The following is a 15,041-nucleotide window of genomic DNA, read 5'->3' on the forward strand; positions in this document are numbered from 1 at the left end:
ACGATGTCACGTCAATGGGGGGTAGAGACAGACGTAAAGACGGTCGCCTGCGCGGGCGCCGGTCGGTCGGGACCGTGTTCCGGTGAAACCCTGTCCACAGGGGTGAGTCCACTGGTGATACGGACGTTGAGATTGTCGAATAATGTTGTGGCACAACATGGTTCGTGAGAAAAGATCGCAGTGTACGGACCGGATTGCGGCTTGTGGATGGGGCGGCGGCATTGAATCGGTTCAAATGAAGTCCGGACAAGTGTGCGATAACTCATTCCGAGCACCGCTTCAAGACGGCCGCGACTCGCGCCGACAAGGCCGACTCGCTCCCGCAGCCGCCGCTGCGGCGCGACCCGGCAGGTGCTTTGATCGTCGACGGAACGGAACGGGACCAGCGCCGCGGCGACGTGCGAGCGCGCGGGGCCGGTCCCGTTCGGTCGGCTAGTCCATGTTGTGGCCGCCGTTGACGGTGATCCGCTGGCCGGTGACGAAGCCCGCGGCGTCGGACGCGAGATACGACACCGCCGCGGCCACGTCCTCTGGCCTGCCGATGCGGCCCATGGGGACTTCGGACACGTAGCCCGCCGTGTCGGCGTCGGTCAGGTCGCCGTGCCGCTCCACTGGCACCCAGCCCGGCGCCACCAGGTTCACGGTGATCCCGTCGCCGCCCAGCTCCCGGGCCCACGTGCGGGTCAGCCCCCACTGAGCCCCCTTCGCGGCGTTGTACGCCGACATTCCCGGCATCGCCCGCTCGAAGGCGTCCGAGCCGATCTGGACGAACCGCCCGTTCCCGGCCGCCCGCATGTCCGCCAGCACGGCCTGGAGCAGCAGGGTGGGGCTCTTGACGAAGAACTCCAGTTGGTCCAGGTGATCGCGCCAGCCGAGCCGGTCGACCGGAATCTCCGGCTGCGGGCCCGTGGCATTGGCGACCAGCACCCCGACCGGCCCCAAAGCGGCCCGAATCCGCTCGACCAGGTCCTGCACGGCGGCCTCGTCGGTCACATCGGCGCCGAAGGCCTCGGCGGTTCCGCCCGCCGAGCGGATGTCGGCGACCACCCGCTCCGCCCGCTCGCGGCCCGCCGCGTAGTTGACGGCGACGGCGAAGCCGTCGGCGGCGAGCCTGCGGGCGATGGCCGCACCCAGTCCTCGAGAAGCTCCTGAAACGAGTGCGACGGTCATTGGTTCCTCCAAGTCGATGACGGGGCGGCGCCGCGGCCGCGCCGATCGAACCCGGTGGGCTCGGGGCGGGAGTCATGCTGAGCGGCGCGCGTGGCGAGTCTAATCGACGAAGCCGCCACGGCACAGAATCCGCCGATGGGGGGCACTCCGGCCTCGGCTCAGACGGGGCGGTGGGTCGCGGCGCGTGTCGACCGCTGGAGGCCGCGTGCGGCTCGCCGCGGTTCACCGGTGGTGCCCGGGGAGCGGGCTTGAGCACCACCGGGGCGAGGCGCCATGGTCGGTCATGATGGGGGCGTGAGGGGAGGCCGCGCGGTGGCGACCCGGGCCGGACCCGGTGCTACCAGGTCAGTCGGTCCTGCGTGAAGACGGTGAAGTTGTTGCCGTTGACGAACGTGTTGCCCGAGAGCACGAAGTAGACGTTGTTGAGCCCTTGGCGGGAGTACTGGCCCGTGAAGGTCGTGGTGAGGCCGTAGCACGGGCCGTCGTCGCTGGTCTGCGAGCCCGACATGTAGTGGGTGGTCACGGGCGTGCCGTCGAGGTCCCACGAGGAGGTGTTGTAGGAGACCGTCAAGTGCGGCGGGGTGTAGCTGGACTGGCGGCACACCGTGACCGAGTACCTGAAGGTCTCGCCGTCGCCGTTGAACTGGATCCACCCGTCGGCGTAGCCGAGGTTCTGGCCGGCGCCGGTCACCTGGATCGTCACCGAGTGCTGGCCGTCCCAGGCGGCCTGGGCCGCGGACGGCGCCATGACCGCCACGCCGGACATGGCGAGGACGGCGGCGAGCGCCACGAGCGCGCGTCGCAGGAGATTCGTTCGCATCGCATTTCCCTTGATCGAAGTAAATCGAAAAACATCAATATGATGTCTCAAAGGACTGTAGCAATGAGACGACTTTCGGTCATCGGCCGAACAGCCGATTTCGGCCCCGGTGCCGACCGGCCGACCGCCTCCGGAAGTGAGGCCCTCCGCGCGGCCGCCCGCTCCGAGACCGCTCGGCGAGTAGCCTTACACGCGTTCGTCAATCGCGACTGGGAAGGACCTTCCAATGGAGTATCGGCGACTCGGCGGCAGCGGGCTCAAGGTCAGCGCCATCACCTACGGCAACTGGCTTCCCGGCGTCGACCCCGCGCTCGCCAAGGACTGCGTCCGCACCGCGCTCGACGTCGGCATCACCACCTTCGACACCGCCGACGTCTACGGCCGCCCCGATTTCGGCGCGGGGGAGCGGGCCCTCGGCGAGGCCCTCGCCGGAGTCCGGCGCGAGTCGATCGCGCTGGCCACCAAGGTCTGCATGCCCGTCGGCGACGGCCCCTACGACCGCGGCCTCTCGCGCAAGCACATCATGGAGGGCTGCGAAGGCTCGCTGCGGCGGCTGCGCACCGACCACATCGACCTCTACCAGGCGCACCGCTACGACGAGGAGACCCCGCTGGAGGAGACCATGAGCGCCTTCGCCGACCTCGTCCGCCAGGGCAAGGTCGGCTACCTCGGCGTCTCGGAGTGGACCGCCCCGCAGATCAGGCGCGCCGCCGCCCTCGCCGACGAGCTGAAGGTCCCGCTGGTCTCCAACCAGCCGCAGTACAGCCTGCTGTGGCGCATCGTCGAGGCGCGGGTCGTCCCCGAGTGCGTCGAGTCCGGCCTGAGCCAGATCGTCTTCTCGCCGCTGGCGCAGGGCGTCCTCACCGGCAAGTACCGCCCCGGCCAGGCGCCGCCTGAGTCCAGCAGGGCCGCCGCGGAGAACGCCGCGCGCTTCGTGGGCCGGTACATGTCCGATCCGGTCCTGACCGCCGTCGCCCGGCTCGAACCCATCGCCAAGGACCTCGGCGCGACCATCGCGCAGCTCTCGCTCGCCTGGGTGCTGGGCCGCCCCACCGTCGCGGCCGCGGTGATGGGCGCCTCCAGCCCCAAGCAGATCCTCGACAACGTCGCCGCCACCGAGCTCGAACTCGGCGATGACGTGCTCGCCGCCGTGGACGCCGCACTCGTGGACGACGAGCACGGCGACCTGGTCGAACGCGACCCGTCCAAGACCGCCCGCATGTTCGCCGTCATGGACGCCTGGAAGCAGGAGGGCGCTGCTCAGCGGAGCTGATCGACCAGCAGACGCGCGGCCGCCGCGGCCCCGTCGGCGCGGACCTCGGCGGCCACCGCCCTCGCCCGGGCGCCGGTCTCGGCATCCAGGGCCGTCGCGAGCGCGGCCGACAGGGACTCGGCGGTCGGCGGCCCCTCAGGAGTGGCGCCGATGCCGAGCTCGGCCACCCGGCGCGCCCAGTACGGCTGGTCCGCCATCTGCGGCACCACCACCTGCGGCGCACCGGCCCTGGCGGACGTGGTCGTCGTGCCCGCGCCGCCGTGGTGCACGACCGCGGCCACCCGGCCGAACAGGGCCCGGTGGTTGGTCTCGCCGATGAGGAAGCAGTCGTCCGCGCCGTCGACCAGGCCCAGCTCGGCCCAACCGCGCGAGACGAGCAGGCGTCGGCCGTGCGAGCGGACCGCCTCGACGGCTGCCTCGGCGGCTCCCTTCAGGACGTGCACGGGCATGCTGCCGAAGCCGACGTACACCGGCGGCTCCCCGGCGTCGAGGAACGCCTCCAACTCCTCCGACAGCGGGCGCTCGTCCGGCAGGAGCCACGCGCCGGTCCGCACGACGCCGAGCTCCGGCGCCTCCGGCATCGGCGCCAGGACCGGATCCGCGGCCAGCCACGGGTGGTCGGTGTAGACGTGGGCGCGGACATCGTCGACCGGCGGCAGGCCCAGTCCGGCCCGCTGGGCGTTGAGCGGCTCGCCGTACAGCGCGGCCATGTTCTCGGCGTGGACGTCCCACATCGTCCGGTTGTCGGCGCCGGGCGGGAACGGCCTGCCCGGCAGCGGCAGCGGCGCATGGTGCGGCGAGGGCAGCACCCCCGGTATGAAGGCGGCGAACACGTACGGGATGCCCACCCGCTCGGCGACCTCCCGCGCCCCGGCCGGAACCAGGCCGGTCGCCAGCAGCGCGTCGCACTCCGACGCCGCTTCCAGCATGCCGAGCCGCATCGCCACGAGGGCGGACGCGATCCGGCGCGCGTCGTCCATCGATCCCGGCGTCACCCCGGACACCAGTTCCCGCGCCGAGGGCCCGATCGGCACCAGCGACGCGCCGACGCCGTTCAGCAGCTTCTCGAACTCCGCGTCCGGCGGCGCGCACACCCGCACTTCCGCGCCGAGCGTCCGCAATTCCGCCGCCAGTCCCGCGAGCGGTTCGACGTCGCCCCGCGACCCGTAGGTCGACAGCAGTACCCGCATTCCACGACTCCCGTCCTGTGAAGGTTTCCGGTTCCGGACGACAATGCTGCACTAAGCCCCAGGTCATAGCCGCGACCCGCCGGAGGTCGCGGCTCGCCGGGAGTGCCGCACAATGGAGGCAAAGGGACGGGAGTCCCCCTTGCCGAGCGGCTACCGGTTGTGCGGGTCGGCGGCGTTCAGCACCGCCACGACCTGGTCGTAGTCGCCCCTGACCTCGCCGTAGCGCAGGAACTTCACCCGCTCGACCTGGATCTCGGTCGCCTCCGGCTGGGATTCGATGAGCCCCATGGTCTCCGTGACGAACTCCTCCAGCGGCATCGCGTTCGGGTTCTCCGCGTGGCCCGGCACGATGTCGGTCTGCACCGCGGGCGGCTCCAGCTCGACGACCTTGACGGAGGTGTCGGCCAGTTGGAGCCGGATCGACTCGCTGAGCATGTGGATCGCGGCCTTCGAGGCGTTGTAGCTCGGCGTGACCCGCAGCGGCGTGAACGCCAGGCCCGAGGAGACGGTCATGATCGTCGCGTCCGGCCGCGTCTGGAGGTGCTCGACGAACGCGCCGATGAGGCGGATCGGGCCGAGCACGTTGGTCGTGATGACCGAGGCCGCCGTCTCCAGGAATCCCTCGGGGCGGTGCCAGTCCTCGGCCCGCATGATCCCGGCCATAGCGATGAGCACGTTCAGCTCGGGATGGCGCGTCAGCACGTCCTTGGCGGCGGCCTCGATGCTCGCGGAGTCGGCCGTGTCGATCTGCACGGTGTCGATGCCGGGATGCTCGTCGGCGATCCGCCGCAGCAGGTCGCCGCGCCTGCCGCCGACGATGACGGTGTTGCCCTTCGCCTGGAGCTCGAGTGCGAGCGCCAGGCCGATGCCGCTGGTCGAGCCCGGAATGAAAATGGTGTTCCCTGAAATGTCCATGCCCCGATTCTGGACGGCCGGGGCCGTCTTGTGCAGAGAGCGCTTGTCGGGGGATCGGCGGTCCCTGGTTCGCGGTCGCCGCGGCGGCGGCGAGGGGCCGATACTTGGGGCATGGACCGCACAGCACTGGCCGAGTTCCTGCGCCGCCGCCGCGAGGGGCTCCAGCCCGGCGACGTCGGGCTCCCCGCGGGCGTCCGGCGCCGGGCGCCGGGCCTGCGCCGCGAGGAGGTGGCCTCGCTGGCCGCCATGTCGACCGACTACTACACCCGTCTTGAGCAGCGGCGCGGGCCGCAGCCGAGCGTGCAGATGCTCGCCTCGCTCGCCCGCGCGCTGCGCCTGACCGACCAGGAGCGGGACCACCTGTTCCGGATGGCCGGGCACAACGTCCCCGACCGGGTCTCGGACGCGAGCCACGTCGCCCCCGCGCTCCTTCGCGTGCTCGATCGCCTGGAGGACACGCCCGCGCTCATCCTGTCGAACCTGGGCGAGCCGCTCGTCCAGAACCGCATGGCCGACGCCCTGTTCGGCGACCGCTCGTCCCTGACTGGCCTGGACCGCTACGACGTCTACCGCTGGTTCACCGTCCCGGCCGAGCGGACGCGGTACCCCGCGGACGACCGGGACCGGCAGGGCCGGGCCCTGGTCTCCAGCCTGCGCGCCGTCTACGGGGCGATGGGCCCGAAGTCGAGGGCGGGGGAGCTGGTCCGCGAGCTGCGCAAGCGGTCCGAGGAGTTCGCCGAGCTGTGGGAGCGCCACGAGGTGGCCAAGCGCTTCGCCGACCACAAGACGATCGTCCACCCCGAGGTCGGTCCGATCGAGGTCGACTGCCAGGCCCTGTTCACCGAGGACCAGTCCCAGTGCCTGCTGGTGCTCACGGCCGCGCCCCGGAGCGACGCGGCCGAGAAGCTGGAACTCCTCGCCGTGCTCGGCGCCGCGGAGCAATAGTATTCATATACTTGACTACCTAAATTAATTTCTGCTATCATCCGTTTTGGGAGCGCTCCCTCCAATGAGGATCCACTCCTGCACCCTTTTCACTCGGGTCCGCCCTCGCCCGAACGGTCGTCGGCCGACCTGTTAGGCCAAAGGACATACGGACATGCGAACGAAACGAAACAGGCGACTGGCCGCCACCCTCATGGCGGCCGCGGCGCTCGGCGCCGGCGCACTGACGATCTCCACGGCGGACCTGGCACACGCCGAGGAAGGCTGCCGGGTCGACTACACCGTCGTCAACGACTGGGGCAGCGGCTTCCAGGCGAACGTCGCGATCACCGCGGGCGAGGCCATCGACGGCTGGGAGGTCGGCTGGGACTTCCCGTCCGGCACGACCGTCCAGAGCGCCTGGAACGTCGACTGGAGCCAGAGCGGCGGCGCCTTCACCGGCTCCGACGTCGGCTGGAACGCCGCCGTCGCCGCCGGGCAGACCCGCGAGGTCTTCGGCTTCATCGGCTCCGGCAGTGCCGAGGCGCCGACGTCGATCGCCGTCAACGGCGACCTGTGCGACGGGCAGACCGAGCCGAGCGACCCGGTGACCACCCCCACCGACGACCCGACCACGGACGAGCCGGACGAGCCGGGCGAGCCCGTGTCCATCATGCCGCTGGGCGACTCCATCACCGGCAGCCCCGGCTGCTGGCGCGGCAACCTGTGGGAGCTGCTGGACGACGCCGGCTACGACATCGACTTCGTCGGGTCGCTGTCCCAGGCCTGCGCCCCGACCGGCTCCGACCCCGACCACGAAGGGCACGGCGGCTACCTGGTCACCCAGTCGGTCGCGAACGGCGACACGCGGTCGTGGCTGGAGATGAACACCCCCGACGTGCTGCTGATGCACTTCGGCACCAACGACGTCTGGTCGGCGATCCCGCCCGCCCAGATCCTCGACGCCTACACCGCGATCGTGGAGGACCTGCGCGAGCTCAACCCTGACGCGATCATCCTGGTCGCCCAGATCATCCCGCTCCACCCCGACGCCTCCTTCGGCTGCACCGAATGCCCGCAGCGGGCGATCGACCTCAACGCCGAGATCCCCGGCTGGGCCGCGGGCCTGACGACCGCGCAGTCGCCGATCCACGTGGTCGACCAGTGGACCGGCTTCGACTCGGCTACCGACACGTACGACGGCGTCCACCCCGACGAGGACGGCAACGTCAAGATCGCCGCGAACTGGTTCGAGGCGCTCCAAGGCGTCCTCTAGCGGTTCCGGCCTCCAGGCGAGGCGGCGCCGGTCCCACCGGGGACCGGCGCCGCGGCGTTAACGGCTTGCGGCCCCCTCGGGAAGCCAATATGGTCACTCGCATGCTGCCTGCCGTGCACGACGAAGCGGACTGGGAGGCCGTCGTCGAGGACGACGCGGTCGTGCGCCCCGCCGCCCTCGACCTCCTCGCCCGCCTCGGCCTGGCCGAGGAGCCCTTCGAGCGCTACACCACCGGCAGCATGCCGGTATACGCGATCGGCGATTCGCGGGTGCTCAAGCTCTACCCGACCGTCTGCGCCGACTCCGCCGCCGTCGAGGCGCGCGTCCTCGAACACCTCCACGGGCGGCTCCCCGTGCCGACCCCCGAACTCCTCGCCGAGGGCGACTGCGAGAACGGCTGGCGGTACGTGCTGATGTCGCAGCTGGCGGGGGAGGGCCTGGCTCCGGCCTGGCCGCGGATCCCCGCCGCGGCCCGCGACCGCCTGGCCGAGTCGATCGGCGAAACGCTCGCGGCCATGCACGGCCTGGACACCGCGGCGCTCGGCGGATCGCTCGCCCCGCCGGACTGGCGCGCGTTCGTCGCCGAGCAGCGCTCGACGGCCGTCGAGCGGCAGCGGTCCCTCGGCCTCTGCGAACCCTGGCTCGAGCAGATCCCCGCCTTCCTGGAGTCGGTCCGCCTCGTCCACGGCGACGGCCGCAGCCTGCTGCACACCGAGGTCATGCGCGAGCACCTGCTCGTCGACCCGCGCACCTGGGCGCCGAGCGGCCTGTTCGACTTCGAGCCCGCCATGATCGGCGACGGCGCCTACGAGTTCGCCGCGGTCGGCGTCTACACCGCCCTTGGCGACACGCGCTTCCTCGACCGGATCATGGCCGCCTACGGCCGGGCGTTCACGCCGGACGAGGTGCTCGCCCAGCTGCTCCTGCACATCGAGGGCAACCTGCCCCGCTACTTCAAGATCCTGCCCGAGCCGCCCGAGCCGACCCTGGAGTCGATGGCGGCGACCTGGTTCGGCACCGACTGACCTGACCCGGCGACGCGTCGCCCCGCCCTGCCGCGCCCCGAGAACGGCCCGAAAATTCCGGAGGTGTCCGGTCGAATCTCGGCGCGAAGTTCGGGCGAGTGTCGGTCTGCCTCATGTCCCGCATGGACATATGCAGATAAAACGCTTCTTTAGGAAGTTCGGCTCTCAGATATATTTTTCGGTGAATTACCGGTATTTATTGACAAGACCATAAAACCCGGACATACTGGCCTCATCGACAGGCATCGATAGATTTCGATGCTGGTCGCCCGAGCGGCCCGGCATGCCGGTCATCGACCTCAGGGCGACCGGCCGACACCCTCACCGCGCCGCGCAGGCGCGCCTCGGCCGCCGTCGGGCCCCGCCACGCGGGCCGGTCCACCACCGGCCCCCACAAAGGAGGAAGCATGTCCAAGGACAAACCCGCGATCAGCCGCCGAGGCATCCTGCTCGGCGGCGCCGGCGCCCTCGCGCTGGGCTCGTCGGCGCTGCTGGCGAGCGGCACCGCCCACGCCCAGCAGACCATCACCACCAACCAGACGGGCACCCACAACGGCTACTACTACTCGTTCTGGACCGACACCCAGGGGACGGTCTCCATGACCCTCGGCTCCGGCGGGAACTACAGCACCCAGTGGAACGGGACGAACAACTTCGTCTGCGGCAAGGGCTGGAGCAACGGCGGGCGCCGGAGCGTGAACTACAGCGGCTGGGTCAACCACGGCAGCAACGGCTACCTGGCGCTCTACGGCTGGACTTCCAACCCGCTGGTGGAGTACTACATCGTCGAGTCCCACGGCCCGTACAACCCCAGCAGCGGCGGCCAGACGCTCGGCACGGTCAGCGCCGACGGCGGCACGTACGACATCGTCAAGTCCATGCGGTACAACGCCCCGTCGGTGGAAGGCGACAACAAGACCTTCCCGCAGTACTGGAGCGTCCGGCAGAGCGCCCGGAGCAGCGGCACCATCAACACCGGCACCCACTTCGACGCGTGGGCCCGCGCCGGGCTGAACCTCGGCTCCTTCAGCTACTACATGATCATGGCCACCGAGGGCTACCAGAGCAGCGGCAGCTCCGACATCACGGTGAGCTGACCGCGAAAGCGGGCGGGGGCCCTCCGGGCGCTGGGCCCCTGCCCGCCGGACCGCCCGGCGTCCTTCACGGGCGGAAGGTAGGAGGCGCGGCCCGGGTTGCCGACCGCAATCCGGGCCGCCATGCCGTCCGCCGAGACGTCTCCATTCGACGGGCATCTTGCGGCGCTCGCATCGATCCGGCAACGCCGTTCGACGCGTGTGACGCGAGTGCATTTGACAAAGTTGGGTCTTCCAACTTAGTCTGGTATCGAGAGGTGTCGATAAGTCCTGTGTGGATTCACCTCTCGGACATCGTCTACAGATATGGAGGAGTCTCATGCGAGACGCGATGCGATGGACCCGAAGACGGGTCGTATTGGCCGTGTCGTCCATTGCCGCCGTGTTCGTCGGACTCGGGGTCGCACTGCCGATGGCCGCCCAGGCGGCCGAAGGGTGCGAGGTTGACTACACGGTCCAGAACCAGTGGCCCGGCGGCTTCACCGCGAACGTGAACGTGACCAACCTCGGCGACGCCATCGACGGCTGGGAGCTGTCGTGGACCTTCCCGTCGGGGCAGCAGGTCACCCAGGCGTGGAACGCCACGGTCACCGCCTCGGGCGGGCAGACCACCGCCACCGACGCCGGTTACAACGCCTCGATCGCGAGCGACGCCTCGGTCGGCTTCGGCTTCAACGGATCCTGGTCGGGCGGCAACGCCGAACCGACCGACTTCACCCTCAACGGCGTCCTGTGCACCGGAGGCGTCGAGCAGCCGACCGACCCGACGACGACCACGCCGCCGCCGACCGGCGACACCGACGCCATGGCGACCGTCGAGGCGATGCAGCCCGGCTGGAACCTCGGCAACTCGCTCGACTCGGTCGGCGCCGACGAGACCGCGTGGGGCAACCCGCGCATCACCCAGTCGCTCATCCACAACGTGGCCGCCCAGGGCTACAACAGCATCCGGATCCCGATCACCTGGGACAACCACCAGGGCTCGGCGCCCGACTACACCATCGACCCGGCATACCTCGACCGCGTCGAGGAGGTGGTCAATTGGGCGCTCGCCGAAGACCTGTACGTGCTCATCAACATCCACCACGACTCGTGGATCTGGGCCGCGGACATGCAGTCCAACCACGACCAGGTGGTCGCCCGCTTCAACTCGATCTGGACCGACGTGGCCGACCGCTTCACAGACGCCTCGCCGAAACTCCTGTTCGAGAGCCTCAACGAGCCGCAGTTCAACAACGTCGACGACGCCACCGCCCACGGCCTGCTGGACGAGCTCAACACCTCGTTCCACCAGATCGTGCGCGACTCGGGCGGCAACAACGCCACCCGCGTCCTGGTGCTGCCGACGCTGTTCACCAACGCCGGGCAGACCCACCTCGACGCGCTGACCGACACGATCACCGCGCTCGACGACCCCAATCTGGCCGCGACCGTGCACTACTACGGCTTCTGGCCGTTCAGCGTGAACATCGCCGGATACACCACGTTCAACGACGAGGTCCGCCAGGACATCATCGACAACTTCGACCGCGTCCACAACGAGTTCGTCGCAGCCGGCATCCCGGTCATCATCGGCGAGTTCGGCCTGCTCGGCTTCGACCAGCACACCGGCACCATCGAGCAGGGCGAGATGCTGAAGTTCTTCGAGTTCGTCGGCTACTACGCCCGGCAGAAGAACCTCACCCTCCAGATCTGGGACAACGGCCAGCACTTCGACCGGACCGCGTTCGAGTGGCACGACCCCGAGCTGTTCGCGATGCTCGAGGCCAACCGCACGACGCGTTCGAGCACCGCCTCCTCGGACCAGGTGTTCGTCGAAGCCGCCGGCGCCGTCGCCGACGCGACGCTCACGCTCGACCCGAACGGCAACACCTTCGAGGGGCTGCGCAACGGCGACACCGAACTGACCGAGGGCACCGACTACACGGTCTCGGGCGACCAGCTCACCATCAAGGCCGCCACGATCACCGATCTGGTCGGCTCCGGCGAGTACGGCGTCAGGGCCGACCTGTACGCCGACTTCTCGGACGGCGCCCCGTGGCGGATCAGCGTGGTCAGCTACGACGCCCCGACGGTGCAGGCCGCCTCCGGGACGACGAGCGGCTTCGCGATCCCGACGCGGTTCCGCGGCGACCAGCTCGCCACCATGGAGGCCGTGTACGCCGACGGCAGCGGCAACGCCGGCCCGCAGAACTGGACCCCCTACAAGGAGTTCAGCCACACCTTCGAGCCGGATTACGACGCCGGCACGATCACGCTGACCCCGGAGTTCTTCGCCGAGGTCACCGACGGCAAGCAGGTGACCCTCACGTTCCACTTCTGGAGCGGCGAGACTCTCACCTACACCATCACCAAGTCCGGCACCTCCGTCACCGGTTCGACCGGCTGACGCGGGGACGTTCGGCAGGGGGCCGGTCGCTTCACCAGGAGCGACCGGCCCCTTGCCGCATGACGCTCGACGCCGAGGCGAGCGGCCGCCGGAGGATTCGGGTAAGGTTCGTCCCATCTGGTCAGTCCCCCTCGCCCTCTTCGCGAAAGTGCTCCGCATGATGCGACTCCCCCGACTCGCCGCCCCGCTCCTCGCCGCCGCCCTGCTGCTGTCCGGCTGCGGTGCGGGGCAGGCCGCCGCGGACTCGGCGGCGGACGAAGGCTGCCCCGAATCGGGGTTGCAGGTGTCGGTGACGCCGACCGGCGAGGCGGCCGGGAAGCGCTTCCTCGCCATCGGGCTGGTCAACTGCGACGACGTGCCGCACGTGCTCGACAGCTACCCCAATGTCGGCGTCTTCGGCGGGAACATCACCATCAGCCGCGACGGCAACGAACCCGAGTCGGTCACGGTCGATCCCGGCGGGGCGCTCATCGCGCCGCTCGCGTGGGACACCGTCCCCGAAAGCACCGACGAGGACACCCTCACGGTCGACCGGCTGCTCATCAACGCGCTGCCCGAGTACCAGGGGTACGAGGTCGCCGTCGAGCCGAGCTTCGAGCTCTACGTCGACCAGGTGCTCGACCTCGGCGCCTGGCAGAACCCCGCCGAGGACGCGCCGCCCGAACCGGTCGAGACCGAGACCCCCGAGCCTGGGCCGGTCGAGACCGGCGAATGCCCCGAGACGGGCTTCCGGATCACCGTCTCGCAGGGCAGCGCGGCCATGGGCCTGCGGACCGCCGGGATCGAACTGGTCAACTGCGGCGAGAAGGCGATCGAGGTCAACGGCTACCCGGTCGTCGGCGTGCCCGGCGACGGCGCACTGCTCGACGTCGAGGTCCACCAGGGCTCCGACCGGATCACCGACCCCGGCCCCACCCCGCTCACGGTCGAGCCCGGCGACTCGATCAGCGCGGGCATGCTGTGGCGCAACAAGGTCGAGTCGTCCGACCCCGCCGACGTCGTCAACGCGACCCGGCTCGTCATGACCTATGCCGAAGGCGCGCCGACCGTCGTCGTCGAACCCGAAGCCACGATCGACCTCGGCACCACCCGCTACCTGGAGGTCACCGCCTGGCGCTGAGGCGCCGGGCCGCGACAGGAACGGCGCTCACCTCGTGCGGGTAAGCTGGCCGCCGGGCTAGCAGAAGGAGCGGACATGTCGAACCTCAAAGTCTTGTTCATCGGCGGCAGCGGCATCATCAGCACCTCGTGCGTGCACGAGGCGGTGCGCCAGGGCATGGACGTCACCGTGCTCAACCGCGGCACGAGCAAGCTCCGCCGCCTGCCCGACGGCATCACCAGGCTCACCGCCGACTCGAACGACCCCGACTCGATGCGCGAGGCGATCGGCGACACCTATTACGATGCCGTCGTCAACTGGGTCAACTTCGTGCCCGACCAGGTGCGGCGCGATATCGACGTGTTCGGCGGCCGCTGCGGCCAGTACGTCTTCATCAGTTCGGCCTCGGCCTACCAGACCCCGCCGACCCGCATGCCGGTCGTGGAGTCCACGCCGCTGAAGAACCCCGAATGGCAGTACTCGCGCGACAAGATCGCCTGCGAAGAACTCCTGGTCAAGGCCTACCGCCAGGACGACTTCCCGATGACGATCGTGCGGCCCTCCCACACCTACGACGAGACGCTCCTGCCCTTCGAGGCCAAGTGGAACGTCATCGAGCGGATGCGGGCGGGCAAGCCCGTCGTCGTCCACGGCGACGGCACCTCGCTGTGGACCATCACGCACAGCCGCGACTTCGCCGTCGGCCTGGTCGGCCTGCTCGGCAAGGAGGCCGCCATCGGCGAGCCGTTCCACATCACCGGCGATGAGGCCCCGTCGTGGAACCGGATCTTCGAGGACGCCGCGGCCGCCGCGGGCGTCGCCGATCCCAAGCTCGTGCACATCGCCACCGAGACGATCGCCGCCGCGATCCCCGAGTGGGGGCCGGGCCTGCTGGGGGACAAGGCGCACACGATGATCTTCGACAACTCGAAGCTCAAGCGCCTCGTGCCGGCCTTCGGCCAGTCCACGACGCCGTTCAAGCTCGGCATCCGCGAGGTCGTCGACTGGTACGACGCTCACCCCGAGCAGCGGGCCGTCGACCCCGGCGTCGACGAGCTCCAGGACCGCCTCATCGAGGCGTTCGGCCCCCGGCCGCTCTGAGCCGAGAAGGAGAAAGGAGTCGCGATGTCGGTGAAGCCGCGCGGGAACTACGGCGTGGACGCCCCGTGGGTGCCGTGGTTGTGGATCGGGATCGCCGCGGTGTCGGCCGGCGGGGCCATCGGATTCGGCCTGTGGCGCGCGGGATGGTGGTCGGCCGCGCTGGCCTGGTACTTCGTCGCGGCCACGGTCTTCTGCCTCACCGGCGCGGCCTTGTACTGGCATGCCTCGCTGCGCGGGAAGTTCGTCATCTGGGACCGCCTGCTGCGGCGTATCTCTCTGGCTCCTCACGCGCGGGTCCTCGATCTGGGCTGCGGGCGTGGCGCGGTCGCGATCATGGTCGCCTCCAGGTTTCCCGATGCGACCGTGACCGGCATCGACCTATGGCGAACCGGCGACCAATCCGGCAACTCGCGTGACGCCACCGAGCGCAACACCGCACTGAACGCGGTCGATGCGCGGGTAGCGCTCGACACCGGCGACATGACGCGCCTGCCTTACCCCGATGGGACCTTCGCCCTGGTGACGGCCAGCCTGTCGATCCACAACGTCCCCACGGCCGAGGGGCGCCGAGCGGCGATCGAGGAGGCCGTGCGCGTGCTCGCACCGAGCGGCCGGATCCTCATCGCCGACATCCAGCGCACCGGCGAATACGCCGCCGAGCTCCGGCGGCTCGGCTTGACCACGACCGGCCCCACTCCACTCGGCTGGCGTACCTGGTGGACCGGTCCATGGATGGCCACCGCGGAACTCGACGCCACGCGATAG

13 protein-coding genes are annotated in these 15,041 nt (G+C 70.0%); 9 read left to right on the top strand and 4 right to left on the bottom strand.

Going from position 1 to position 15,041, the window contains the following annotated elements; genetic code table 11:
* Nucleotides 1-432: 432 nt before the first annotated feature.
* The gene (locus tag H613_RS0111345) at nt 433-1,170 is read right to left on the bottom strand and encodes an SDR family oxidoreductase (protein ID WP_035737731.1); all 738 of its coding nucleotides are present in this window, start codon (nt 1,168-1,170) and stop codon (nt 433-435) included.
* A gap of 337 nt (nt 1,171-1,507) precedes the next feature.
* Nucleotides 1,508-1,990, bottom strand: coding sequence for a hypothetical protein (locus H613_RS0111350; RefSeq protein WP_156925972.1), 483 nt, complete (start codon nt 1,988-1,990; stop codon nt 1,508-1,510).
* 226 nt (nt 1,991-2,216) lie between these two features.
* Between H613_RS0111350 and H613_RS0111355 the strand changes: the two genes are divergently transcribed.
* A complete protein-coding gene (locus H613_RS0111355; protein WP_026923885.1) occupies nt 2,217-3,263 on the top strand; it encodes an aldo/keto reductase family protein in 1,047 nt (348 codons plus the stop codon).
* Here the strand turns inward: H613_RS0111355 and H613_RS0111360 are convergent.
* Together H613_RS0111360 and H613_RS0111365 are read right to left on the bottom strand one after the other, a co-directional pair.
* Nucleotides 3,251-4,453 carry a glycosyltransferase gene (locus H613_RS0111360; protein ID WP_026923886.1) on the bottom strand — a complete coding sequence of 401 codons (1,203 nt, stop codon included), beginning with the start codon at nt 4,451-4,453 and terminating at the stop codon, nt 3,251-3,253. The two genes, H613_RS0111355 and H613_RS0111360, sit on opposite strands and share 13 nt — an antisense overlap.
* A gap of 150 nt (nt 4,454-4,603) precedes the next feature.
* Nucleotides 4,604-5,368 carry an SDR family oxidoreductase gene (locus tag H613_RS0111365; RefSeq protein WP_026923887.1) on the bottom strand — a complete coding sequence of 255 codons (765 nt, stop codon included), beginning with the start codon at nt 5,366-5,368 and terminating at the stop codon, nt 4,604-4,606.
* A gap of 111 nt (nt 5,369-5,479) precedes the next feature.
* Between H613_RS0111365 and H613_RS0111370 the strand changes: the two genes are divergently transcribed.
* From H613_RS0111370 to H613_RS0111405, 8 genes are all read left to right on the top strand, one after another.
* A complete protein-coding gene (locus H613_RS0111370; protein ID WP_026923888.1) occupies nt 5,480-6,313 on the top strand; it encodes a helix-turn-helix transcriptional regulator in 834 nt (277 codons plus the stop codon).
* Nucleotides 6,314-6,467: 154 nt separating this feature from the next.
* Nucleotides 6,468-7,568: a cellulose binding domain-containing protein gene (locus H613_RS0111375; protein WP_211234782.1), complete on the top strand. Its 1,101-nt coding sequence runs from the start codon at nt 6,468-6,470 to the stop codon at nt 7,566-7,568.
* Between the two features lie 101 nt (nt 7,569-7,669).
* On the top strand, nt 7,670-8,593 hold the full coding sequence (locus tag H613_RS0111380; protein WP_026923890.1) for a phosphotransferase family protein: 924 nt from the start codon (nt 7,670-7,672) through the stop codon (nt 8,591-8,593).
* A gap of 407 nt (nt 8,594-9,000) precedes the next feature.
* Entirely contained in the window at nt 9,001-9,690 is a 690-nt protein-coding gene (locus tag H613_RS0111385) for a glycoside hydrolase family 11 protein (RefSeq protein WP_026923891.1), read from the top strand.
* A gap of 379 nt (nt 9,691-10,069) precedes the next feature.
* Nucleotides 10,070-12,076: a cellulase family glycosylhydrolase gene (locus tag H613_RS0111390; RefSeq protein ID WP_281171189.1), complete on the top strand. Its 2,007-nt coding sequence runs from the start codon at nt 10,070-10,072 to the stop codon at nt 12,074-12,076.
* A 157-nt stretch (nt 12,077-12,233) separates the two neighbouring features.
* Nucleotides 12,234-13,196, top strand: a complete 963-nt coding sequence (locus tag H613_RS29225) for a DUF4232 domain-containing protein (RefSeq protein ID WP_051393257.1) — start codon at nt 12,234-12,236, stop codon at nt 13,194-13,196.
* Nucleotides 13,197-13,271: 75 nt separating this feature from the next.
* Nucleotides 13,272-14,276, top strand: a complete 1,005-nt coding sequence (locus H613_RS0111400; RefSeq protein WP_026923893.1) for an SDR family oxidoreductase — start codon at nt 13,272-13,274, stop codon at nt 14,274-14,276.
* 24 nt (nt 14,277-14,300) lie between these two features.
* Nucleotides 14,301-15,041 carry a class I SAM-dependent methyltransferase gene (locus tag H613_RS0111405; RefSeq protein WP_026923894.1) on the top strand — a complete coding sequence of 247 codons (741 nt, stop codon included), beginning with the start codon at nt 14,301-14,303 and terminating at the stop codon, nt 15,039-15,041.

Origin of the sequence: Glycomyces arizonensis DSM 44726 (assembly GCF_000482705.1) — a bacterium.
GTDB lineage: Bacteria > Actinomycetota > Actinomycetes > Mycobacteriales > Micromonosporaceae > Glycomyces > Glycomyces arizonensis.